We start from the raw sequence: 21,601 nt of genomic DNA, 5'->3' as shown, positions 1-21,601 counted from the left end.
GTAGAAAAAAGAATAGATTACAATGAAGAAAATATCATTTTTGATCGTAATCTTTATATGCATGGCAGATGTGACTTTGGCAGTTCCACAAGAGGGTGGTCTGTTTTATTTGCCTGAAGATACGACAACGCAACACAAAGACAGCATGGTACAGAAAAAGACTTTTTTCAAAAAGTTTCTGGACTATTTTAATGACGCTAATAAAAATAAGAATCATAAGAAGTTTGATTTCAGTATTATTGGCGGACCGCATTACAGTACGGATACCAAACTGGGGCTTGGACTGGTGGCGGCGGGGCTTTATCGTGCCGACAGAAGCGACATGCTTCTTCCTCCGTCTAATGTATCTTTATTTGGAGATGTTTCCACTGTTGGTTTCTATATGCTGGGAGTGCGCGGAACTCATATCTTTCCACAGGACAAATACCGGCTGGATTATACCCTTTATTTTTATTCCTTTCCTTCCAAGTTTTGGGGAATAGGCTATGATAGGGGTAATGTGGATGCCAATGAATCCGATTTGGATCGCTGGCAGGCACAAATCAAAGCCAGTTTCCTGTTTCGGATAGCGGATAATTTATATATAGGCCCTATGGCGGCTTATGATTATGTGCATGGCAAGAATATGGAACGCCCCGAATTACTGGAAGGTATGGATCTTACTACCGCTAATTATGGAGTGGGCTTTTCTTTGGCGTATGATTCGCGCGATGTGCTGACTAATCCCCATAAGGGATATTATTTGAATCTAACCCAGTGTTTCCGTCCCAGGTTTCTAGGAAACGATTATGCCTTCAGTACTACGGATTTGCGTACCAGTTATTATCATCCGGTATGGGAAGGGGGATTGTTGGCAGGAGAACTCCGCGGTACTTTTAACTTCGGCCATCCGTCGTGGGCCATGATGGCGCTGTTGGGAAACTCGTATTCCATGCGTGGTTATTACGAGGGGCGTTATCGTGACAAGCATAAAATGGAGGGGCAGGTGGAATTGCGTCAGCATGTATGGAAACGTAATGGCGTTGTGGTTTGGATAGGGGCCGGAACTGTGTTCCATAAGTTCAGTGCTCTGCGTATGGACAGCGTGTTGCCTAATTATGGAATAGGTTATCGTTGGGAGTTTAAAAAGAATGTGAATGTTCGTCTGGACTATGGATTTGGTAAAAATGGACAGTCTGGTTTTATCTTTAATATAAATGAAGCATTTTAAAGAATTTATTCAGTGGTGTTGTGAGCCACAACGATTGTTCGTATGGTTCATTGTTGTCTTGGCCATTCCCAATGTGGCATTGTTTTTTACAGAACAGCAAATGACACTTTTGGCACGTATTTGTAATGTCGTTCTGCCGGTGTCGGTTTATGGGTGGATCATGACATGGGGGCGTAAACCCGGAAAGACGATCTGGATCTTGTTTCCGTTTGTTTTCTTTGCGGCATTCCAATTGGTATTGCTATACTTGTTCGGGCGTTCTATCATTGCGGTAGATATGTTCCTGAATTTGACAACCACTAATTCCGGAGAGGCGATGGAGCTGTTGGATAATTTGCTGCCGGCTGTAATTGGCGTTTTTGTTGTTTATATCCCTGCTTTGGCCTTGGGAGGTTTCTCATGGGCCCGAAGCAATTCGCTGGAATATTCTTTTATCCGCCGTCAACGTAAATATGCCTTGACCGGCGTTGCAGCGGGAATGTTATTGACTGTCATCTGCTATGCGACACAGCGCGATTATCAGGTAAAGATTGAAATGTATCCGGTTAATGTGTGCTATAATTTAGTATTGGCTGCAGAACGTGCGGGCGAAACTGCCGGATATGCGGAAACTTCAAAGGATTTCACCTTCAATGCCAGGGCTGTACATGATAAAAATAATCCGGAAGTTTATGTACTGGTGATAGGGGAGACAGCCCGTGCCTGTAATTTCGGACTTTATGGCTATGAAAGAAACACGACTCCGTTACTTGATAAAACGGAGGGGCTGATAACTTTCACCGATGTGCTTACCCAGTCTAATACCACCCATAAAAGTGTGCCCATGCTGCTTTCGGCAGCTTCGGCAGAAGACTATGACTGTCTTTATAGACAGAAAGGAATCATTACCGCTTTCAAGGAGGCAGGATTTCATACCGCATTTTTTTCGAACCAGCTTCCCAATCATTCTTTTATTGATTTTCTGGGAATGGAGGCAGCTGACTGGAAGTTTATCAAGAAAGACGCTCCGGAGGGAGCCAATATTTCGGATGACGAACTATTGGTCCTGGTAGAAAAGGAACTGAAGGCAGGCCATCAAAAATTGTTTATCGTGCTGCATGCCTATGGATCACATTTTAATTACAAAGAACGCTATCCCGAATCCATGTCTGTCTTTAAACCGGATCATCTGACAGACGCCAAATATGAGAACAAAGAGTATTTGATGAACGCATACGATAACACCATTCGTTATACCGATGGTTTTCTGGCTTCTTTGATCACTTTGTTGCAGAAGACAAACACTCTTTCGGCTATGCTTTATACTTCGGATCATGGAGAGGATATTTTTGATGATGATAGGAAACTATTTTTACATGCTTCCCCGGTGCCGTCATATTATCAGCTGCATGTGCCATTTCTGATTTGGCTGTCCAAAGCCTATAGAGAGGAGAATGTGGAAGTACACGAAGCCATATTGCAGAATCATGAAAAACCAGTGGCGGGAAATGCTTCCGTATTTCATACCATGCTGAATTTGGCAGGGATACAGACGCCTTATAGGGCAGACAGCCTGTCGGTGGCAAACATACAATATCTCATTCGTCCGCGTTATTATCTTAATGATCATAATCTTCCTAAGTCATTGGATAAGATAGGATTAAAAAAGGAAGACATAGAACAGTTCAGACGAAATAACCTTGCTTTCCCTTGATGTGAAAAAGATTTAAAATGGTCGGAGAATTATAATAGGATTACGTATTAATGATTAATTTCGCACATCTTTGTTATTGTATTTATTACGAAAACTGTTATAATTCTTTTATTATGGAAAACAAGAAAAACAATTTCTATCTGATGGGAGTGGTGTTTATAGCCATTCTCGGTGGTTTACTTTTCGGTTATGATACGGCTGTTATTTCGGGAGCGGAGCAGGCTCTGCAAAAACACATGGGATTAGATGCTTTCTGGCATGGTGTGACCGCTTCCAGCGCATTGATAGGCTGTGTCATTGGTAGTGCTTTTTCCGGTTATTTTGCTTCGGGGTTAGGACGTCGTAATTCGTTGCGTCTGGCTGCTTTATTGTTCTTTCTGTCCGCTTTAGGGTCTTATTATCCCGAATTTTTATTTTTCCCGAAAGGAGATACTTCGTTTGCATTGATCCTTGCTTTTAACTTTTATCGTATCATCGGAGGTATCGGTGTAGGACTTGCCTCGGCTGTTTGTCCGATGTACATTGCCGAAATAGCCCCTTCCGAGATCCGTGGTAAATTGGTTTCATGCAACCAGTTTGCTATTATCTTTGGCATGTTGGTAGTCTATTTTGTGAATTATATGATTAAAGATGGCATGCCGGATGAGGTGCTTGTTTCCGACGGCTGGAGATATATGTTCGTTTCCGAAGCGGTTCCGGCTGCATTATTTGGCATATTATTGTTTTTGGTTCCTGAGACTCCGCGTTATTTGGCTATGACCCATCAGGATGATAAAGCGTTTGCCGTGCTCGAAAAGGTGAATGGAACGGATAAGGCGAAGACGATTCTGTCTGAGATAAAGGCGGTGACTTCCGAGAAAACAGAGAAACTGCTTACATACGGGCTGACAGTTATCGTAGTCGGTATCTTGCTTTCCGTATTCCAACAAGCTATCGGTATTAATGCGGTGCTTTATTACGCTCCGCGTATTTTTGAAAAAATTGGTGGCGGTGGCGATGGTATGATGCAGACTGTGGTAATGGGTGTGGTCAATATCCTCTTTACGCTGATTGCCATATTCACGGTAGAAAAGATGGGCCGTAAGCCTTTGTTGATAGTCGGTTCCATCGGCATGGCGGTAGGTGCGTTCAGTGTTGCCTTCTGTGATGAGTTCCAGGTGGGAGGGATTCTTCCCGTTCTGTCCATCATTGTTTACGCCGCATTCTTCATGATGTCCTGGGGACCTATCTGCTGGGTACTGATTGCAGAAATATTCCCGAATACCATTCGTGGCAAGGCAGTGGCTATCGCTGTAGCTTTCCAGTGGATATTCAACTATCTGGTTTCTTCCACTTTCCCTGCCATGTACGAGTTCAGTCCGGTGTTTGCCTACGGGCTTTATGGTGTGATCTGTGTGCTTGCAGCTCTGTTTGTGTGGAAGATGGTTCCTGAAACAAAAGGAAAGACCTTGGAAGATATGACGCGCCTCTGGAAAGAAAGGGCAAGATAAGCTGATGCGATGCCCCCCTTACCGGGCGCCACTCAAATTCTGTGACAGGTTTCGTCTTATCACAGCTTTGGCATTTAAGCTTTGAATTTGGCGTATCAATAGAAAGTTGGACGCAAAAATGCCCTCATGCCCTCACTTTTGCTTTAACTTGTTTATAATGAACTGCTTATTAGTGGTGGTAGCATCGGTGTTAGTGAGGGCATTGCCCTCACTAATGGGTGCTCAAAAATAAATTATTCCAACTTTATCATGTGATACAAAGTACCTTTTCTGCTGGCATTTGAGGGAATGTTTAGTTTGCGGAGAATTTGTCTTGGTTAATTTATCTTGTTGATTTATAATTTATAACGTGTGTGTTCCTTCTGATAATTGAAAATCTTCATGAGCGGTCAGCCATTCTGCCTTCTTTTCTGTGGCAGCAGAAGAAAAGTGACATTCGGATAATTGCTCAAAAGGCGAAATTTGCTCAAATTAGGTGTTGTTTTGCCACATATTATATATTGACTGGTGTATTGTTTTGATTATCAAAGAAGAAGCCCGCATATTACTAACAGTGGGTAACAAAATAGTAACAAAAAAAACGAAGAAATTCGCTTAGTGGTGGGCTTCTTATGCAAAGATAACAAAAGGCAATTACCTGCCAAAAAACAAGGCTTTTACCTTACAATAGCTTTTTCAAATCCTCAATGTCTGGCAGAGCGTTACGAAGTCGTTCCGGCATATCTTTAGAAGCACGGTATGTAGCAACCCCCATCGGTTTGTTATAATCACGAACAGCAAACTCTACAAAGGTTTGATTCATTTCCCTGCAAAGGATTATGCCGATAGAGGGATTTTCGTGCGGCTTTCTGATATATGTATCTAAGGCGGATAGATAAGTATTCAACTGCCCCAAATAAGATGTACGGAATTTCCCGGATTTCAATTCGACTGCGACTAAGGAATTAAGCTCCCGATTGAAAAAGAGCAAATCAATGAACATTTCTTCTCCTGCAACCTCCATGCGATATTGATTGCCTATAAAACTGAAATCTTGCCCAAAGGTCATAATGAACTTCTTTACGTTGGCAACAATCGCCTTTTCTACTATCTTTTCGTTTAAATCCTCTTCCTGCTCATTCAGTTCCTCCACATTGATGAAATCAAGCAAGTATTCATCTTTAAATGAACAAACAGCTTTTAGAGCTTGCTTAGTATCAGGCAATGTTTGTGCGAAATTGTTAGGTAAAGTTCCCCGATGGCTGTAGAGGTCTGCTTTTAAATAATCCCTTAAAGTGTATTTACTCCAATAGCGAGTAGCGCACTCATGTATATAAAATAGCCTTGCTTCCAAAGTCTTAGCTTTGGATATTATTTCGGTATGATGACTAAAACCGATTGAAAGGAAATCAGCCCAATTGAATTCATCAGCCACTGGCTGATGAATTTCTATAAGAAGCAATTTTTCATTCAACACCAAATCATCAGCCGTTGGCTGATGATTTAAAACCTTATCCCACTCCTCGTAAAAAATACGCATATTTCTTATGCTTGTTGCTGAGAATCCCCTTAGCCCCGGCAATTCTTTTTGCAACAGAGAAGATATTTGTTCAATTGCACCTTTTCCCCAAAAGCCTGTACGAGAATTTTCCGACACGTAACGTCCGATGCCATAATAAAGAGATAGCTGTTCCTTGTTCACCGATGCGGCTGCACGGTACTGGCTGCGTAGAATAGCCTCTTTTATGATCTTTACTGCTTCTCTATAATTCTGATTTATATCCATTTGCGCTATATTATATGCAACAAAAGTACAAAAATAATGCTGGCGAAAAGAAAATAAAGGCTTTTTTCTCTTTTCGCCGGCACATATTTATAAACAGATATATATTATTTCTGCTGCAACAGATGCTTCCGGTTCTCGTCGTTGGCGATGCGCTCCAGCTCGTCGGCAACAATCAGTTTCACCTTCTCCTTGATGAAACAAAAGGAAAGACCTTGGAAGATATGACGCGCCTCTGGAAAGAAAGGGCAAGATAAGCTGATGCGATGCCGGAAACAACTTGAAAGAATATCGCATGAGGCTTTTTCTTTCAACCGTCCAGCGACTGTTGGACGGTGTTCCAACGCCTGCTGTACACATTTCCACCGAACGCTGTACGCATTTCCAACCCTTGCCGGAAGTGGTGTTTTTCATACCGGGATGTGGCGTTAACTTGCATGCGTGTCTGAGTGGGTTGAGGCTGGAAAGCAGGGAATAATGTAAAAATGAGCATGCTGAAAAAGTTACGGATGGTAACCGGTCAATAGAAAAGAGCCGTATCATTACTCGGAAGTAGAGTTGATACGGCTCTTTTTATGGTTGATAAAGGGTGTCAAGTCTCAGCTGGAAAGTCCTTTTCTTCAAAGGTTGCGTTTTGACACCCTTTTCTTTTTATCAGGAGGAGAGAGTCCTATTTCTTTTCTCCCACCGTTTTCAGCATTTCCTGTACGGCTGCCTCCAGCTGCTGGTCTTCACCCTTCAGTGCTTTTTCCGGAGCGTTGTAGACCTCTATGTCCGGTGAAAGCTGATGGTTCTCAGCATATTGTCCGCGCATGTCCATACAGCCCACTTGAGGGATGCCGAACACAATGCTCGGATCTATTTGGTTTTCCCACCATACGGCAGTCATTGTGCCCGGAACCGGAGCGCCAATCAGTTTGCCTATCTTTAATTCCTTGTAAACCCATGGGAAACCATGTGCGTTACTGTAATTGTCCTCGCATACCAATACGCAGGATGGCTTGAGCCATTTGTTGAACGGGTCGCTGCCTATGTATTGTCCGCGTGGGACGAAACGCTGATATTCCTTGCCGCTTAATAAAGTGGCCAAATCATCGTGCAACCAGCCGCCGCCGTTGTGACGGGTATCTACAATGATCGCTTCCTTGTTGCGGCAGCGTCCCAATACTTCGCTATATACTTCGCGGAAACTTTGGCTGTCCATGCCTTTTACATGTACATAGCCTATGCGGCCATTGGATGACTTGTCGACTATGTTGCGGCAACGTTCTACCCAACGTTTGTACAGTAAGTTGCTTTGTTCACCTGTGCTGATAGCTTTGATGGTGATATCAAAACGTTTGCCGGTAGCCGGATTATACATGCCCAGTAACACTTTTCTTCCGGCTTTGCCTTCCAGCAGCGGGAAGTAGTCCTGTCCTTTCACGATGGGTTTGCCATCAATCTTTTCGATGATGCAACCGGGAGTGACATCGGTCTTTTTCACGGCAAACGGACCTTTGGCCAATATTTCTTTGATTTTTAGTCCGTCACCATCGTATGTTTCGTCATAGAATGCACCTAGAGCCGCTGTGGATAGTGCAGGACCGTTTGAATAATAACGTGCTCCGGTGTGTGAGCCGTTCAATTCGCCCAGCATTTCGCTCAGCATTTCCTGGAAGTCATAGTTGTTGTTGATGTATGGAAGGAAGCGTGCGTATGCTTCGCGATAACCTTTCCAGTCCACTCCGTGCAGGTCCTTTACATAGAATTTGTCTTCTACTTGTTGCCACACGTGGTTAAAGATATATTCGCGCTCGCCGTATGGCTGATAGTCGAAGAAGGCTTCGAATTCTACAGGCTTGGTCTCACCGCCGCCTACAGTGACTTTTTTGATACCACCTTGGCTGCAAAGGAACAGATTCTCGCCTTTCTTGTCGGGAAGCAAGGCTCCGCCGCCGACTCTTTTCAGGACGATTTTGGTCTTGTTCTCTTTAAGATCGTGTTCCCACAAATCGTATCTGCTTTCAAAGGCTGCCTGATAATATAGTTTGTCACCCTTCGGAGTTAATACAGCATCTCCCAACCGCGAAGAATTAACCGTTAGACGAATCACACGGTCGCGGCTGTTTTCAAGATCAAAGACCAGTGGTTTTACTTCTTTCTTGTCATCCTCTTTCTTGGAGTCTTTCTTTTTATCTTTTTTATGATCAGCCTTCTCTTTCTCTTCGCTCTTCTCTTTGTCTTTCTTTTCCGAGTCTTCCAGTAAGGCAAGATCTTCCTTGCTCATTCTGAAACGGTCGTATGCGTCCAGGTCAAAGAACATGATATAGATATCCGCTTCAGCGCCCCAGCTTCCGTGGCTGCGGAATCCTGCGCGGTCACTTTCCCAAATCATGGCTTTTCCGTCCAATACCCATTTGGCATTGCCGTCACTGTATCCACTTTCGGTCAGATTATGAATTTCACCGTTGCCGGATGCGTTGACCAGTGCAACATCCTTGTTGTTCCATCCGCCAATGCCTATATAGTTGGTAAGAATCCATTTGCTGTCCGGACTCCATTGATACCACTGGTCACCGTCGCTGTATGAATATTCATAGTTGCCGTCCATCACGGTTCGTACAGTTTTTGATTTCAGATTCAGTACACGGATGGTAGTACGGTTTTCCAGGAAGGCCACCTCTTTTCCATCGGGACTGTATTGAGGCTGGAATGAGGTGATATCTGAATGAGTCAGCTTTTCCTCTTTGATATCGGTTGCGTAAGCGAACTGCTTTTCTTCCTTTTTGGCTAAACTGGCCTGATAAATCTGCCATAATCCGTTTCTTTCGGAAGCGTAAACAATGCTTCTTCCGTCCGGAGAGAAGTGAATGTCGCGTTCTTGTTGCGGAGTATTGGTGATTTGTTTGGTCGTGCTGTATTCTGTTGAGGTGACATATACATCTCCGCGGAGTACGAAGGCAATTTCCTTTGCATCGGGTGAAAGGGATATTTCTGTTGCTCCGTTCCGCCTGATCTGGCGTACGAGATCCTTGTCATTCTTGTCGGTGACAATGGAAACCTGGACTCTTTGCGGGGTTGCCCCTTCTTTTACTGTGTAGATTTCGCCATCATATCCATAGCATAATGTTCCATTGGAGGAAGCACTTAGGAAACGTACCGGATGTTTGGTGTGATGGGTGATCTGTTTGGATGTGTTACCGTCAATGTCGCGTTTGAAAACATTGAACGAGCCTTTTTCTTCGCTCAAATAGTAGAACGACTTGTCATCCGAAGCCCAGACGGGGGTGCGGTCCTCCCCATTGAAAACAGTTTGCTTGCGATAAGTGCGGTCTCCGTCCAGAGAGCACAGCCAGATATCGCGGGTGATGGATGAAGTGTGATGCTTGCGCCAAGGATCCTCGTATCCTTTTTTGTCCTGGTAAAGCAATGTATTGCCTGTGTGATTGATACTGATATCTTCCATCGGCATGGAAGAGAAAAGGGCAGGGCGTCCGCCTTCGGTACTTATTTCATAGACTTGTTGAAATTGCCCGGAAGGGAACTGTGCGTCTTCAGCAGCCGGCATGATATTGGCTAGAAACAGAATGTGGCCGGCATCTTTATAAGCCACCGGTGTCTCATTACCCGAATGGGTGGTTAATCTTTTGGGAATCCCCCCTTCTTTATTTACTTCAAAGATATCCATGCTTCCCATGCGGTCTGATGCGAAAGCAATCTTTTTTCCGTCAGGACTCCAGATGGGTTTGGTGTCGTGGGCAGGGTTGGTCGTGATCTGACTGGCCCTGCCGCCTGTGGCGGGTACTGTGTAGATATCACCTTTATAGGTGAATGCGATGGTGGTTCCATCCGGCGAGATGGCACAATAACGCATCCATAATGGATTGTCCTGTGCATACGTAGAAATTGACAACAAAATTGCTGCCACACCTAGTAGCTGTCTTTTCATGTAGATAAAATGTTGTGGTTAATACTAATTTATTTCTTTTTTTTCTGGAAATATCCTCTGATTCTTTGCATGATCTTGATACCGGTCCGCACGCCGTCATAAACGGCGATTCCGGTATTGATATGTTGCATAATGCCTTCTACTCCCCCTTTTTGTTCTACAGGTGCAAAAAGCTCATGGATGGTTTGCGCCATTTCTTTTTTAGCTTGCTGTACTTCTTCCAACTTCTCAGCTTTTCGTTGTGCTATCACTTCCAAAGTGATGATGGATGTTTTATCAGGAGTATTCTCTTTCATAATCAGTTGTCATTTAAAAGCAGGTTGGCAAGGAAATTTACCATGGGCTGGACAATCAGCCGTTTGCGGAATAAAACGATTAATAGAATCAGCAGAATAATGCATCCGGTTATGATTCCATAACTGGCCATAAGCCCACCCACATGAGGTTCGAGCACATAGGCCAATGTGAATGACAGGTAGAAAAGAGCGATGATGCCTAATATCAATAATATAAAGACGAGAATGAGGGTTGATATCAGTATGGTCAGTTTTTCTACCAAATGGAGCTTTACATAATCCTTTTGTAACTCGGCGTACTTTTTAAGTTCTGCCAGAAGTTGTTGCAGGTTATCTATATTTTCATCGTTTGCAAACATACATGGAGTTTTGGTTTAAAAATTATTGTCATTCTGGATTTTAGGTCCGGAATGACAATACACTTTTGTGGGGTTGCTTATTCTTTTACCTCGGCTGCAATTTCATCGACCAGATTTTCCATTTCTGTGCGACTTAGTTTGATACCTCTTTTGCGTAAAGCATCAGCAATCTTGCTACGAGTGTCTTCTCCGCTTTCAGGAGCAAATAAAATACCTGCTGCTGCACCAACTACGGCTCCGCCCAGGAATGCAGCTAAAATACTTAATCCTTTCATAGTTTTTTTGTTTTTTGTACCTTACAAATCTAACAAATAAAACTGAATGTTGTTGTTTATTTTGTCTATTTTTGAATAGAAATAGGAGATTCTTCTCCGATTAACTAAATTTAACCCCGTCCTTGATGCGAAAGCTGTTGATATATTGCTACTTTTGCACCAATATAATGGAATTAAACTAGAGTATTAATTTATAAAAGACTGAGTAATCATGAAAAAATTAGTTGTGTTGGGTATGGGATTGTGCGTAGCCTTGGCATTTTCCTCATGTAAATCTAGCGAAAGCGCTTACAAGAAGGCATACGAAAAGGCAAAACAACAGGAATTGGCCGAAGCTCCTGCCGACCAGGTTGAAGCAACTCCGGTTGAAGCTGCTCCGGTAGTATCTGCTCCCGTGACAACTGCTCCTGTTGCTGGTCCGGTTCGCGAAGAAAAAGTGGAATTGGTGTCAGGTAACGGCTTGAAAGCATATAGTGTGGTGTGCGGTAGCTTTGGTGTGAAAGCGAATGCGGAAGGTTTGAAGCAATATTTGGATGGTCAGGGTTATAGTGCCAAGGTGGTTTATAATGCTGAAAGAAATATGTATCGTGTTATAGCATCTTCATACGACGATCGTGCACAGGCTACTCAGGCTAAAGAGGAGTTTAAGGCAAAATATCCTAACCGTGACGATTTCCAAAAGGCATGGTTACTATATAGAGTATATTAATGATTTCTTTTTGGTAAATTAAGAAGAAAATATAGTCTATTTTTCTTTATTAAAAGTGGCAGCTGTGAAGTTGCCACTTTTTTTTATAGCTTTGTCGGTTCTAAACAACAATAAAAACGAAGGGTATGAAATATTATGGCAGATTATCGGTCGCTGCTCTTTTGGCTGTAGCGCCGTTGTATGGCTTTGCCCAGGAAAAGGTGGTACCTATAAAATATGGAGATATGGATCAGTGGATAATCCGTAAGGTTCATGAGTCCGGTGTGATAGGTGGCAATACCAAACTTCTTTATGAGATAGGTCCTACAAAGGAAATAGATGGAAACAAACCTTACAAGAATATGGGAGGGTCTCCGTGGGGAACCTCTAATGTGATGGCCAAGGTGGTGGGGATTGTTAAAACAAACAACTCTGTTTATAGGGATAAACGGGACAATGGATATTGCGCTCGTCTGGAAACGCATATAGAGAGTGTCAAAGTATTGGGGATGGTGAATATTACTGTATTGGCGGCCGGATCCATTTATTTGGGGGATATGCTGGAACCTATAACCGGTACCAAGAATGCCGAGAAGAATATGAATTGGGGGGTTCCTTTTACTCAACGTCCCAAAGCTGTCCGTTATGATTATAAGGTAAAGATGTCGGGTGAGAAAAACCGTATCCGTCTGACAGGCTTTAGTAAGAAAGGGCAGGTGGAAGGACAGGATTGTGCTATAACTGTTTTCTTTCTGCAAAAACGTATGGAGGATGCTGAAGGAAATGTTACGGCGAAGAGAGTGGGGACTATGGTGGTGAAGTATGATAAGGACTCGGATGGTTGGGTAAATGACGCTACCTATGAAGTATTGTATGGTGATATAACCAAGCATCCGGCTTATCATCCTGAAACGATGGGATTGAGAGAGAGAGATTATACGAGAAACAGTAAAGGGGAGAGTGTCTTGATTAAAGAAACAGGATGGGCGGCAGCTGATGAAACGCCTACGCACATGATACTGCAATTTTCATCCAGTCATGGTGGTGCTTTTATTGGTTCTCCCGGAAATACGATGTGGATTGATAATGTGAAGTTGGTTTATTAAGTAACCGGAAAAGTTCCTGTGTCACGTGCCGGAAGGCATGTGGGGGATTGTGAGTAGGAGAAAATAAAAGTAGGAGAAAACTACTTTTATTTTCTCCTACTTTTATTATGGTTCAATGAATTGAAATTACATCAAGAATCCAAGCAAAATACCGGCTGCTACGGCGGAACCGATCACACCTGCCACATTCGGACCCATGGCGTGCATCAGCAAGTAGTTGGTAGGATCGTATTCCAAACCGATCACCTGAGATATACGTGCCGAGTCGGGAACGGCGGATACACCGGCATTACCGATAAGTGGATTGATCTTATTATCCTTGCCCAATACCAAGTTAAACAACTTCACGAAGATTACACCCGATGCTGTTGCAATGATGAAGGAGAAGGCTCCCAAACCGAAAATCCATAAAGAGTCGGTGGTCAGGAACTCTGAAGCCTGAGTGGAAGCTCCGACTGTCAGTCCTAACAAGATAGTGATTGTATCAATCAGCGGACCACGGGCAGTTTCTGCCAAACGACGTGTCACACCACTTTCTTTCAACAGGTTACCAAAGAATAGCATACCCAGCAAAGGTAAACCTGACGGAACGAGGAAACAAGTAAGTAACAAACCGATGATAGGGAACATTACTTTTTCTGTATGAGAAACAACACGCGGTGGTTTCATACGGATTAAGCGTTCGTGCTTGGTGGTAAGCAGGCGCATGATAGGCGGCTGGATAACCGGTACCAATGCCATATACGAATAGGCTGATACCGCAATTGCCCCCATCAGATTAGGTGCCAGCTTGGATGACAGGAAGATGGCCGTAGGACCGTCCGCACCACCGATGATGCCGATAGCACCGGCCTGCATCGGGTCGAAACCGATGGCTAGGGCAGTCATGTATGCACCAAAGATACCAAATTGGGCGGCAGCACCGATCAGCATCAGCTTGGGGTTCGAAATCAATGCCGAGAAGTCCGTCATTGCACCGATACCCAGGAAGATGAGCGGCGGATACCATCCGGAGGTAACTCCTTGGTACAGAATGTTAAGTACAGAACCTTCCTCATAGATACCGACTTTCAGTCCGGCTTCCATGTTGAAAGGAATATTGCCAATCAAAATACCGAAACCGATGGGGATGAGCAACATCGGCTCAAATTCCTTGGCAATGGCCAAGTATATGAATATCAAGCCTATCAGGATCATTGCGATATGCCCGGAAGTAGCGTTGGCAAATCCCGTATAAGTCCAGAAATCGGCAAGATTGTTTCCAATAAAAGTAATAAAATCTCCCATATTATTCAATAATTACAAGGTCAGTACCTTCAAGAACAGATTCTCCTTTACTAACATTGACAGCGGTAATCTTACCGTCTTTGTCGGCATTGATGTTGTTTTCCATCTTCATGGCTTCAAGGATAATGATGGTTTGTCCTTTCTTTACGGCATCGCCAACATTTACCTTGATATCAAGGATTACACCAGGCAACGGAGATTTGACACCCGATTTTCCTGTAGAGGCGGCAGCAGGTTTCACTACCGGAGCCGGTGCCGGAGCAGGAGTCTTTGCTACAGGGCGAACTACCGGTTTAGCGGCAGCTTTCGGAGCTTTTTCCATTTCCACTTTGTAAGGAGTACCGTTCACTTCAACATGAGCGATATTATCTTCTATATCTCCAATGGCAACTTTATATACGTTACCGTTGATCTTATATTTATATTCTTTCATCGTTTTATCTTTTTATTGGTGACTTACTTTTTGTGGGGAGTTTCACGCAAGGTATAAATCTTAGAACTCCACGGTGAATAACTGCGTTTTACACGGGTGATGGTAAGGACGGTTTCTTCCACATCGTGTACATCGCTTTGCATTTCGTGCATAGCCATAGCGATTGCGGCGAATACTTCGCCCGGAGCCTCACCCAATTTCTTTTCTTTGGCTTCTTGCTTGTCGGTGATACCTTTTACCTTCATGGCATTACGTTTGCTCAGGTTGACAGATATCTTGCCTACACATTTGAAGAGAATAAAAAGTAAAAGAAGACCGCTGAATACTACGCTCATGGCAGAGATAGCCATACCGATACCATTACCGTCGTGCTCTTCGAATTTCTCCATCTTCGCATGACTGTTGATGGTCTTGTTGTTGGTGCTCGGAGTCACATACTTGTCTGCACTGGCACCTTTCACTTCCCATTCATCTGCCGCATCGCTGATACGTGCGTATGATTGGTTTGCTTGCAGTGTGCCTGCCGGAACGGTTATCTGATCCAATAATTTTTTGCCTGAGTCATACAATCCAATCCAATTATCGGTTGTGGCATTCAGCGTAAAATTAGTATGGAAAGTACCACGGTTAGGCTCACCGTCTGCCCAGAATAAAGCGTGCTGGCGAGGTTTGACTGAAGTCAGCACATCACCTTTCGGGATAAAATAAGTAGCAGTGTCGCCAGGCTGGCTGCTCACTCTCAGTAAACAACCGGCAAGGTCTGCGCTACCAAATGATCTGTTGAATATTTCGATCCATGCGCTGTGTATTCCGTAATCATCCTGAAAATTGCTTTCATTTTCAATCAGCACTTCATTCAGTACCAGCTTGGTGTTCGATTTCCGTTCTCCACAAGAACATAAACCCACCATCAGCAGCAAGGAAAGGAATATTCCTATATTTAAATTCTTCATGTTCAATTCTCAATTTTTAATTTTTAATTAAAGAGGAATATTACCATGCTTCTTGGCCGGGTTACTCAATTTCTTAGTCTGCAACTGTTGCAATGCACGGATGATGCGGAAACGGGTATTACGCGGTTCTATCACATCATCAATGTAACCATATTTAGCTGCATTATAAGGATTGGCGAACAACTTGGTGTATTCTGCTTCTTTTTCGGCCAGGAATGCGGCGGGGTTTTCCTGTTCTTTCGCTTCGCGTGCGTACAATACTTCTACTGCGCCTGCACCACCCATTACTGCAATTTCGGCTGTGGGCCATGCATAGTTCATGTCACCGCGAAGTTGCTTACAGCTCATTACAATATGAGAACCGCCGTATGATTTACGTAGCGTAATAGTTACCTTGGGCACAGTAGCTTCACCGTAGGCATACAGTAACTTGGCACCATGCAAGATTACACCGTTGTATTCTTGTCCTGTACCCGGAAGGAAGCCCGGAACATCTACCAATGAAACAAGAGGTATATTGAAAGCATCACAGAAACGTACAAAACGTGCGCCTTTACGTGATGCATTGCTGTCAAGCACACCTGCCAGATACTTCGGCTGGTTTGCAACAATACCTACAGACTGTCCGTTGAAGCGTGCGAAACCGATAATGATATTTTTAGCATAATCCGGCTGTACTTCCAGGAATTCACCATTATCTACGATGGCGCTGATCACCTCATACATATCGTATGGTTTGTTGGGGCTGTCGGGGATAATCTCGTTCAAGGAATCTTCCAGACGATCGATAGGATCGGAACAATCTACGTATGGAGCCTCTTCCAAATTGTTCTGAGGAATATAGCTTAACAATTTGCGGATCATGGCCAGACCTTCTTCTTCTGTCTTGGCAGTGAAATGAGTAACACCGGATTTGGTTGAATGGACGCTTGCACCCCCCAGGTTTTCCTGGCTCACATCTTCGCCTGTAACAGTCTTTACCACTTTCGGTCCGGTAAGGAACATGTAGGATGTGCCTTCCATCATCAATGTGAAGTCTGTCAGGGCAGGAGAGTAAACAGCACCGCCGGCACAAGGACCGAAGATACCGGATATTTGTGGAATCACACCGGAAGCAAGGATGTTGCGTTGGAAAATTTCGGCATAACCGGCCAATGCGTTGATACCTTCCTGAATACGTGCGCCACCCGAGTCGTTGATGCCGATACAGGGAGCACCCATCTTCATGGCCTGATCCATTATTTTGCAGATCTTCAGAGACATTGTTTCTGAAAGAGAGCCCGCGGAAACAGTGAAATCCTGTGCGAAGATGTAAACCAAACGTCCTTCTATGGTACCGCAACCAGTTACCACACCGTCACCCGGATAATGTTTTTTCTCCATACCGAAATTGGTGCATCTGTGTTCCACGAACATATCCATTTCTTCAAAACTGCCTTCGTCCAGCAACATGGCTATGCGTTCGCGCGCTGTATATTTTCCTTTATCATGCTGTTTTGCAATTGCTTTATCACCTCCACCCATACGTGCTGTAGCCCGGCGTTCGATAAGCTCTTTTATTTTTTCAAGTTGATTGCTCATTTTACTTATGATTTTACAATTTACGATTAAAAAATATTTCTATTTACGTTTGAGTCACACTGAATGAACTGACTTCAATCATGAATAGTCAAATCTCGTTTTTATGGTTTTTCGCAAAGCTCGGTCAGGACACCTAATGTTGATTTGGGGTGTAAAAAAGCGATATGCAAACCTTCAGCACCTTTACGGGGAGCTTTGTCAATGAGACGGATACCGGTGGTTTCCGCTTCGGCCAATGCATTTGCCACACCATCTTCCACTGCAAAAGCCAGGTGATGCATACCCCCGTTTCCATTGTTCTTTTCAATGAATTTTGCAATCGTACTTTCGGGGCTTGTAGGTTCCAGCAGTTCTATTTTAACATCACCTACTTTCAGAAAGGCGGTTTTAACTTTCTGATCCTCTACAGTTTCGATATTGTAGCATTTCAGACCTAATACGTTTTCATAATACGGTAGGGCCTCTTCAATGCTCTTCACGGCAATGCCCAGGTGTTCAATGTGTGAGATTTTCATGATCTTATAATTTTAATAGTTTGGTTTTATACTCAAGTTTTCAGATAAAACTGCACAAAGAAAGCAATTTCGAGTTAAATAAAGAAATATTTCCTCAATTTTATTTCTTATTTGCGAGATGCTTCACAACACTTTAAACAAAAAGACAAAAATGAGTTAAATATAGAATTTGCACAAGAGTGTGTTCAGCCATTCCCAACTGAAGCGGAACCAGCGGCGCGTGCTGCTCTGCTTGCCGCCAAAGCGGAGTATGAAGTCTCTGTAGCCGTGTTTTTTGAACGGCAACCCTGCATCCATGAATTCCAAATGTGTATATCCTTTTTCGTGAGCATAGGTGACAGGTGCCCATACGGCCAGGATACCGGGATAAAGGTATGCATAGGTCTTCCGCATACCTCCCGAGAACCACAGATAAGCACTTTCTTTTGAAAAAAGACAGATGGAGCCACCTATGATTTTGTCTTTGTATTTCACCAGAAATACTTTAGCTAATTCTTTTTCAGGGTTTTGCCATGCCAGTAGCCGGAAAAAGTCAATGTCCGGAAAATGTTTTCTCACTTGTGAGGAATAGGCTTTTTTCAGCATTCGTGAGAAATCATGTATATCTTTCTCATTGTCGGCTACTTCCATAATGGCACCGTTTCTTAATGCTTTGTTTATCTGTCTTCTGCGAGACATGCTCAGCCGTTCGTAGGGTGCTTTACTGTGCAGTGAATTGCGTACCCTTAGCCAATTGATGGCGAAATAGTTGTTCTTTCTGAATGCTTTGTATCCGAACAGCGGATTTTCCAGGTTGCGGAACTCGATGAGAAACGATTTGCGCGAAACTTCGTTGGTGAGATGCTCCAACATCTCGCCAAACAGATCTTCCTTGTTCTGCTCTTCATCAAAATACTCGCCCGTGCCATAAATCTCGCATCGCTTGATGATGGAAGGGGGGAACAGGCGCACACTCTTCCGGATGACAGCCAGCAGTTTTCCCACAGGGCGGTCTCCTATATAGGCTACGATGAGCAGCGGTTCGTATCCCCGCGTCATTTCAAAGACATGAAACAACTCCGTGGAATGGAATATGTTTGTTCCCGGAAGGGTGGGAATGGCATTTCCTTTGCGATATGTACTTAGTCTGACAGGCATCTCCAGCTGCAAATTTATTGTTTTTTGTTTATCAATCCACATTCTAGTTGTATATTTGTGCCATAAAATAAATTAACTGAGTATATTATGGAACAATTTAGTGACTTAATAAAGAACAGACGCAGTATGCGTAAGTTCACGGATCAGGAGTTGACACAGGAAGAAGTGGTCGCTTTGTTGAAGGCTGCCCTGATGTCTCCGTCGTCTAAACGCAGCAATTGCTGGCAGTTCATCGTGGTGGATGATAAGGATATGTTGGAAAAACTTTCCCATTGTAAGGAGATGGGGGCGGCTTTTCTGTCGGATGCTGCTATGGCTGTGGTTGTGATGGCTGATCCGTTGGCCAGTGATGTCTGGATTGAAGACGCGGCGGTTGCTTCCATCATGATCCAGTTGCAGGCAGAAGATTTGGGATTGGGAAGTTGCTGGATACAAGTACGTGAACGTTTTACCGCTACTGGAATGCCTTCGGGAGAATATGTGCATACGTTGCTTGACATTCCTTTGCAGTTGCAGGTGGTTTCCATCATTGCAGTAGGGCATAAGGGCATGGAGCGCAAGCCTTTTGACGAAGACCATTTACAATGGGAGAAAATTCATCTCAATAAATATGGAGGCAAGTAAAAGTGGCTGCTGTCAATCATAAGGATACATATAAGGCTTTTGCGGTGTTTCTCATTGTGATGGGGATCCTTTATCTTATCGACAAGTTTATAGGATTTGCCTCACACGGGCTGCCTTGGGTGATGCAGAAAGATAATCTGTTGCTGTATGCGGCTGTTATTTTCCTTTGGTTCAAGGCCGACAAGTCGGTAGGAATTGTACTGGTGAGTATATGGCTGATATTGAATATTGGTTTGGTGATAGCTCTGTTGGGACAAATGTCCGCTTATTTATTGCCGGCAGCCTTGTTGCTGTTGGGCGTTATTTTATATTTAGTTTCGACTCGATGATGAAAATAGTTTTGATAGGGGCCGGCAATGTGGCGACTCATTTGGGAATCGCTTTACAAAAGGCGGGTTGTCTTGTTTTGCAGGTGTACAGCCGCACAGAGGAATCCGCTTCTGTCTTGGCCGCCAGACTTTCGGCGGACTACACAGTGGTACCGGATGAGATACGCCGGGATGCCGATTTGTATATTGTGGCGCTGAAAGATGCTGTTTTGCGGCAATTGGCTCCTGTATTGGCAAAAGGAAGGGAACAGGCTTTGTTTGTACATACGGCGGGCAGTATGCCTATGGATTTGTGGAAGGGACTGGTGGAACGTTATGGGGTACTTTATCCTATGCAGACTTTTAGCAGACAGCGCGAAGTGGATTTCAATGCTGTACCTTTTTTTATAGAAGCGTCTTCTCCGGCAGAGCTGGAATTGCTGCGTATGGTAGCGGCCCGTCTCAGCCCTAAAGTGTACGAGGCGACTTCCTGCCAGCGTAGGCATTTGCATCTGGCGGCGGTCTTTGCCTGTAATTTTGCTAACCACATGTATGCATTAAGCTCACATATACTGGAAAAGCAGGGGATTCCTTTCGAAGTGATGCTTCCGCTGATAGATGAAACCGCCGGCAAAGTACATGAGCTGTCTCCCGTGCAGGCTCAGACAGGGCCGGCTGTGCGCTACGATGAAAACGTAATAAGCAAACATTTGGAGATGTTGGCGGATGAGGAGCCTTTGCAGGAATTGTATGAAAAGATAAGTAAAAGTATTCATCATCTTCCTTTGTCTGCCGTTCCGGTGAATGAGGGGAAGAATAATTCATAAGTGGTATGATAAATTATGATTTAAAGAAGATAAAGGCATTGGTATTCGATGTGGACGGAGTGCTGAGTACGGAGACGATTTATTTGCACCCCGATGGCGAACCTATGCGTACAGTCAATATCAAGGACGGGTATGCGTTGCAGTTGGCAGTGAAGTGCGGGCTGCATGTTGCCATCATTACCGGTGGAAATACCGAGGCGGTGCGTAAGCGTTATGAAGGTCTGGGCATTAAGGATGTCTATCTGGCGGCTGCGGTAAAGACCCGGGAATATGCCCATTTGAAGGAAAAGTACGGATTGCAGGATGAAGAGATACTTTATATGGGCGATGATATTCCCGATTATGAGGTGATGCGTTTGTGCGGTCTGCCCTGTTGCCCTGCCGATGCGGCTCCTGAGATAAAGGAGACGGCCATTTATATTTCTCATCGTAACGGAGGCTGTGGCTGCGGCCGTGATGTGGTGGAGCAGGTATTGAAGGCTCAGGGGAAATGGATGTCTCATGAAAAGGCCTTCGGGTGGTAATGAAACAAAGAAAAGTCATGTTGGAAAATTTAGAAAGATATAAAATCATCCTTGCTTCCAATTCTCCGCGACGCAAGGAGCTGTTGTCCGGCTTGGGTATAAAATATGAGGTGAAGACGTTGCCCGGTATAGAGGAAACTTATCCGGACACATTGACAGCGGAGGAGATACCTTTATATATAGCTTGTGAGAAAGCGGCCGCTTACCGGGATTCCATGCATCCGGACGAGCTGATTATCACTGCCGATACCATTGTGTGGCTGGACGGGGTAGTCATGGGCAAGCCTCGTGATGAGGAAGACGCACGGCAAATGTTACGGAAACTTTCCGGCAGGACTCATCAGGTGATAACCGGTGTTTGTCTGACCACAGCCGGGGATCAGCGAAGTTTTTCCGCTGTGACGGAAGTGACGTTTGCGGAACTCTCCGATGAGGAGATCGATTATTATATCCGGGCTTACAAGCCGATGGATAAGGCCGGCTCTTATGGTGTGCAAGAGTGGATAGGCTTTATCGGCGTCCGCGGAATATCGGGCAGTTACTTCAATGTGATGGGACTTCCGGTGCAGCGCTTGTACACGGAACTGAAAAAACTGTAAGTC

General features: G+C 44.2%; 23 protein-coding genes. 10 read left to right on the top strand and 13 right to left on the bottom strand.

The annotated features are described in order from the left end of the window. The first annotated feature begins 22 nt into the window (after positions 1-22). The 3 genes from ACYQ0C_RS15145 to xylE are packed head-to-tail and all read left to right on the top strand — an operon-like array spanning position 23 to position 4,393. A complete protein-coding gene (locus tag ACYQ0C_RS15145; RefSeq protein ID WP_016275754.1) occupies positions 23-1,210 on the top strand; it encodes a BamA/TamA family outer membrane protein in 1,188 nt (395 codons plus the stop codon). Then, complete coding sequence (locus ACYQ0C_RS15140; RefSeq protein WP_016275755.1) at positions 1,197-2,903, top strand: phosphoethanolamine transferase family protein; 1,707 nt, start codon at positions 1,197-1,199, stop codon at positions 2,901-2,903. Before ACYQ0C_RS15145 ends, ACYQ0C_RS15140 begins: the two co-directional genes overlap by 14 nt. A gap of 50 nt (positions 2,904-2,953) precedes the next feature. After that, complete coding sequence (gene xylE / locus ACYQ0C_RS15135) at positions 2,954-4,393, top strand: D-xylose transporter XylE (protein WP_016275756.1); 1,440 nt, start codon at positions 2,954-2,956, stop codon at positions 4,391-4,393. A gap of 661 nt (positions 4,394-5,054) precedes the next feature. Here the strand turns inward: xylE and ACYQ0C_RS15130 are convergent. The 7 genes from ACYQ0C_RS15130 to ACYQ0C_RS15100 form a co-directional block, all read right to left on the bottom strand. Continuing rightward, on the bottom strand, positions 5,055-6,158 hold the full coding sequence (locus tag ACYQ0C_RS15130) for a PDDEXK nuclease domain-containing protein (protein ID WP_016275757.1): 1,104 nt from the start codon (positions 6,156-6,158) through the stop codon (positions 5,055-5,057). A gap of 104 nt (positions 6,159-6,262) precedes the next feature. After that, positions 6,263-6,469 carry a hypothetical protein gene (locus ACYQ0C_RS15125; protein ID WP_025076581.1) on the bottom strand — a complete coding sequence of 69 codons (207 nt, stop codon included), beginning with the start codon at positions 6,467-6,469 and terminating at the stop codon, positions 6,263-6,265. Continuing rightward, on the bottom strand, positions 6,466-6,648 hold the full coding sequence (locus ACYQ0C_RS15120) for a hypothetical protein (protein WP_128811770.1): 183 nt from the start codon (positions 6,646-6,648) through the stop codon (positions 6,466-6,468). The genes ACYQ0C_RS15125 and ACYQ0C_RS15120 overlap by 4 nt, the downstream gene beginning before the upstream one ends. 177 nt (positions 6,649-6,825) lie before the next feature. Further along, positions 6,826-10,086 carry a S41 family peptidase gene (locus ACYQ0C_RS15115; protein ID WP_016275759.1) on the bottom strand — a complete coding sequence of 1,087 codons (3,261 nt, stop codon included), beginning with the start codon at positions 10,084-10,086 and terminating at the stop codon, positions 6,826-6,828. Positions 10,087-10,115: 29 nt separating this feature from the next. Continuing rightward, positions 10,116-10,382, bottom strand: coding sequence for a hypothetical protein (locus tag ACYQ0C_RS15110; protein ID WP_016275760.1), 267 nt, complete (start codon positions 10,380-10,382; stop codon positions 10,116-10,118). Between the two features lie 2 nt (positions 10,383-10,384). After that, entirely contained in the window at positions 10,385-10,741 is a 357-nt protein-coding gene (locus ACYQ0C_RS15105) for a phage holin family protein (protein WP_016275761.1), read from the bottom strand. A 77-nt stretch (positions 10,742-10,818) separates the two neighbouring features. Beyond that, positions 10,819-11,016, bottom strand: coding sequence for a YtxH domain-containing protein (locus ACYQ0C_RS15100; RefSeq protein WP_016275762.1), 198 nt, complete (start codon positions 11,014-11,016; stop codon positions 10,819-10,821). Between the two features lie 211 nt (positions 11,017-11,227). On the opposite strand from ACYQ0C_RS15100, the gene ACYQ0C_RS15095 reads away from it, so the two are divergent. Then, the gene (locus ACYQ0C_RS15095; RefSeq protein ID WP_016275763.1) at positions 11,228-11,725 is read left to right on the top strand and encodes an SPOR domain-containing protein; all 498 of its coding nucleotides are present in this window, start codon (positions 11,228-11,230) and stop codon (positions 11,723-11,725) included. Between the two features lie 125 nt (positions 11,726-11,850). Next, on the top strand, positions 11,851-12,810 hold the full coding sequence (locus ACYQ0C_RS15090) for a PCMD domain-containing protein (RefSeq protein ID WP_016275764.1): 960 nt from the start codon (positions 11,851-11,853) through the stop codon (positions 12,808-12,810). A gap of 126 nt (positions 12,811-12,936) precedes the next feature. Here the strand turns inward: ACYQ0C_RS15090 and ACYQ0C_RS15085 are convergent, their stop codons facing one another. The 6 genes from ACYQ0C_RS15085 to ACYQ0C_RS15060 all read right to left on the bottom strand — a co-directional run bounded on the left by ACYQ0C_RS15085 (position 12,937) and on the right by ACYQ0C_RS15060 (position 18,758). Further along, entirely contained in the window at positions 12,937-14,097 is a 1,161-nt protein-coding gene (locus tag ACYQ0C_RS15085) for a sodium ion-translocating decarboxylase subunit beta (RefSeq protein ID WP_016275765.1), read from the bottom strand. Between the two features lies 1 nt (position 14,098). Continuing rightward, entirely contained in the window at positions 14,099-14,530 is a 432-nt protein-coding gene (locus tag ACYQ0C_RS15080; RefSeq protein WP_016275766.1) for an acetyl-CoA carboxylase biotin carboxyl carrier protein, read from the bottom strand. A gap of 23 nt (positions 14,531-14,553) precedes the next feature. After that, the gene (locus ACYQ0C_RS15075; protein WP_016275767.1) at positions 14,554-15,483 is read right to left on the bottom strand and encodes an OadG family transporter subunit; all 930 of its coding nucleotides are present in this window, start codon (positions 15,481-15,483) and stop codon (positions 14,554-14,556) included. Positions 15,484-15,510: 27 nt separating this feature from the next. After that, positions 15,511-17,064 carry an acyl-CoA carboxylase subunit beta gene (locus ACYQ0C_RS15070; protein WP_016275768.1) on the bottom strand — a complete coding sequence of 518 codons (1,554 nt, stop codon included), beginning with the start codon at positions 17,062-17,064 and terminating at the stop codon, positions 15,511-15,513. A 101-nt stretch (positions 17,065-17,165) separates the two neighbouring features. Next, positions 17,166-17,579 (bottom strand): methylmalonyl-CoA epimerase, encoded by a 414-nt coding sequence (gene mce / locus ACYQ0C_RS15065; RefSeq protein WP_016275769.1) that lies wholly within the window; start codon positions 17,577-17,579, stop codon positions 17,166-17,168. A gap of 156 nt (positions 17,580-17,735) precedes the next feature. Then, a complete protein-coding gene (locus ACYQ0C_RS15060; protein WP_016275770.1) occupies positions 17,736-18,758 on the bottom strand; it encodes a GNAT family N-acetyltransferase in 1,023 nt (340 codons plus the stop codon). Positions 18,759-18,803: 45 nt separating this feature from the next. Between ACYQ0C_RS15060 and ACYQ0C_RS15055 the strand changes: the two genes are divergently transcribed. Genes ACYQ0C_RS15055 through ACYQ0C_RS15035 form a run of 5 tightly spaced genes read left to right on the top strand, consistent with a single transcriptional unit; the run spans position 18,804 to position 21,598 of the window. Beyond that, positions 18,804-19,340: a nitroreductase family protein gene (locus tag ACYQ0C_RS15055; protein ID WP_016275771.1), complete on the top strand. Its 537-nt coding sequence runs from the start codon at positions 18,804-18,806 to the stop codon at positions 19,338-19,340. A 2-nt stretch (positions 19,341-19,342) separates the two neighbouring features. Next, a complete protein-coding gene (locus ACYQ0C_RS15050; RefSeq protein WP_016275772.1) occupies positions 19,343-19,669 on the top strand; it encodes a hypothetical protein in 327 nt (108 codons plus the stop codon). Then, the gene (locus ACYQ0C_RS15045; protein ID WP_016275773.1) at positions 19,669-20,475 is read left to right on the top strand and encodes a Rossmann-like and DUF2520 domain-containing protein; all 807 of its coding nucleotides are present in this window, start codon (positions 19,669-19,671) and stop codon (positions 20,473-20,475) included. Before ACYQ0C_RS15050 ends, ACYQ0C_RS15045 begins: the two co-directional genes overlap by 1 nt. 5 nt (positions 20,476-20,480) lie before the next feature. Then, complete coding sequence (locus ACYQ0C_RS15040; RefSeq protein WP_016275774.1) at positions 20,481-20,999, top strand: KdsC family phosphatase; 519 nt, start codon at positions 20,481-20,483, stop codon at positions 20,997-20,999. 17 nt (positions 21,000-21,016) lie between these two features. Next, positions 21,017-21,598 carry a Maf-like protein gene (locus tag ACYQ0C_RS15035; RefSeq protein ID WP_025081764.1) on the top strand — a complete coding sequence of 194 codons (582 nt, stop codon included), beginning with the start codon at positions 21,017-21,019 and terminating at the stop codon, positions 21,596-21,598. The last annotated feature ends 3 nt before the right edge of the window (positions 21,599-21,601 follow it).

The sequence above is a fragment of the Phocaeicola sartorii JCM 17136 = DSM 21941 genome (assembly GCF_054653615.1).
The sequence above is the reverse complement of the archived record's forward strand: the minus strand, read 5'-3'. Positions and strand labels throughout refer to the sequence as shown.

Excerpts from the sequence above, each read along its gene's own strand:
- mce (WP_016275769.1), bottom strand. The coding sequence starts at position 17,579 with ATGAAAATCTCACACATTGAACACCTGGGCATTGCCGTGAAGAGCATT.
- ACYQ0C_RS15090 (WP_016275764.1), top strand. The coding sequence starts at position 11,851 with ATGAAATATTATGGCAGATTATCGGTCGCTGCTCTTTTGGCTGTAGCG.
- ACYQ0C_RS15035 (WP_025081764.1), top strand. The coding sequence starts at position 21,017 with ATGTTGGAAAATTTAGAAAGATATAAAATCATCCTTGCTTCCAATTCT.
- ACYQ0C_RS15040 (WP_016275774.1), top strand. The coding sequence starts at position 20,481 with ATGATAAATTATGATTTAAAGAAGATAAAGGCATTGGTATTCGATGTG.
- ACYQ0C_RS15140 (WP_016275755.1), top strand. The coding sequence starts at position 1,197 with ATGAAGCATTTTAAAGAATTTATTCAGTGGTGTTGTGAGCCACAACGA.
- ACYQ0C_RS15075 (WP_016275767.1), bottom strand. The coding sequence starts at position 15,483 with ATGAAGAATTTAAATATAGGAATATTCCTTTCCTTGCTGCTGATGGTG.
- ACYQ0C_RS15060 (WP_016275770.1), bottom strand. The coding sequence starts at position 18,758 with ATGTGGATTGATAAACAAAAAACAATAAATTTGCAGCTGGAGATGCCT.
- ACYQ0C_RS15055 (WP_016275771.1), top strand. The coding sequence starts at position 18,804 with ATGGAACAATTTAGTGACTTAATAAAGAACAGACGCAGTATGCGTAAG.
- ACYQ0C_RS15115 (WP_016275759.1), bottom strand. The coding sequence starts at position 10,086 with ATGAAAAGACAGCTACTAGGTGTGGCAGCAATTTTGTTGTCAATTTCT.
- ACYQ0C_RS15145 (WP_016275754.1), top strand. The coding sequence starts at position 23 with ATGAAGAAAATATCATTTTTGATCGTAATCTTTATATGCATGGCAGAT.
- ACYQ0C_RS15110 (WP_016275760.1), bottom strand. The coding sequence starts at position 10,382 with ATGAAAGAGAATACTCCTGATAAAACATCCATCATCACTTTGGAAGTG.
- ACYQ0C_RS15095 (WP_016275763.1), top strand. The coding sequence starts at position 11,228 with ATGAAAAAATTAGTTGTGTTGGGTATGGGATTGTGCGTAGCCTTGGCA.
- ACYQ0C_RS15120 (WP_128811770.1), bottom strand. The coding sequence starts at position 6,648 with ATGCTCATTTTTACATTATTCCCTGCTTTCCAGCCTCAACCCACTCAG.
- ACYQ0C_RS15070 (WP_016275768.1), bottom strand. The coding sequence starts at position 17,064 with ATGAGCAATCAACTTGAAAAAATAAAAGAGCTTATCGAACGCCGGGCT.
- xylE (WP_016275756.1), top strand. The coding sequence starts at position 2,954 with ATGATTAATTTCGCACATCTTTGTTATTGTATTTATTACGAAAACTGT.
- ACYQ0C_RS15100 (WP_016275762.1), bottom strand. The coding sequence starts at position 11,016 with ATGAAAGGATTAAGTATTTTAGCTGCATTCCTGGGCGGAGCCGTAGTT.
- ACYQ0C_RS15080 (WP_016275766.1), bottom strand. The coding sequence starts at position 14,530 with ATGAAAGAATATAAATATAAGATCAACGGTAACGTATATAAAGTTGCC.
- ACYQ0C_RS15105 (WP_016275761.1), bottom strand. The coding sequence starts at position 10,741 with ATGTTTGCAAACGATGAAAATATAGATAACCTGCAACAACTTCTGGCA.
- ACYQ0C_RS15130 (WP_016275757.1), bottom strand. The coding sequence starts at position 6,158 with ATGGATATAAATCAGAATTATAGAGAAGCAGTAAAGATCATAAAAGAG.
- ACYQ0C_RS15045 (WP_016275773.1), top strand. The coding sequence starts at position 19,669 with ATGAAAATAGTTTTGATAGGGGCCGGCAATGTGGCGACTCATTTGGGA.
- ACYQ0C_RS15085 (WP_016275765.1), bottom strand. The coding sequence starts at position 14,097 with ATGGGAGATTTTATTACTTTTATTGGAAACAATCTTGCCGATTTCTGG.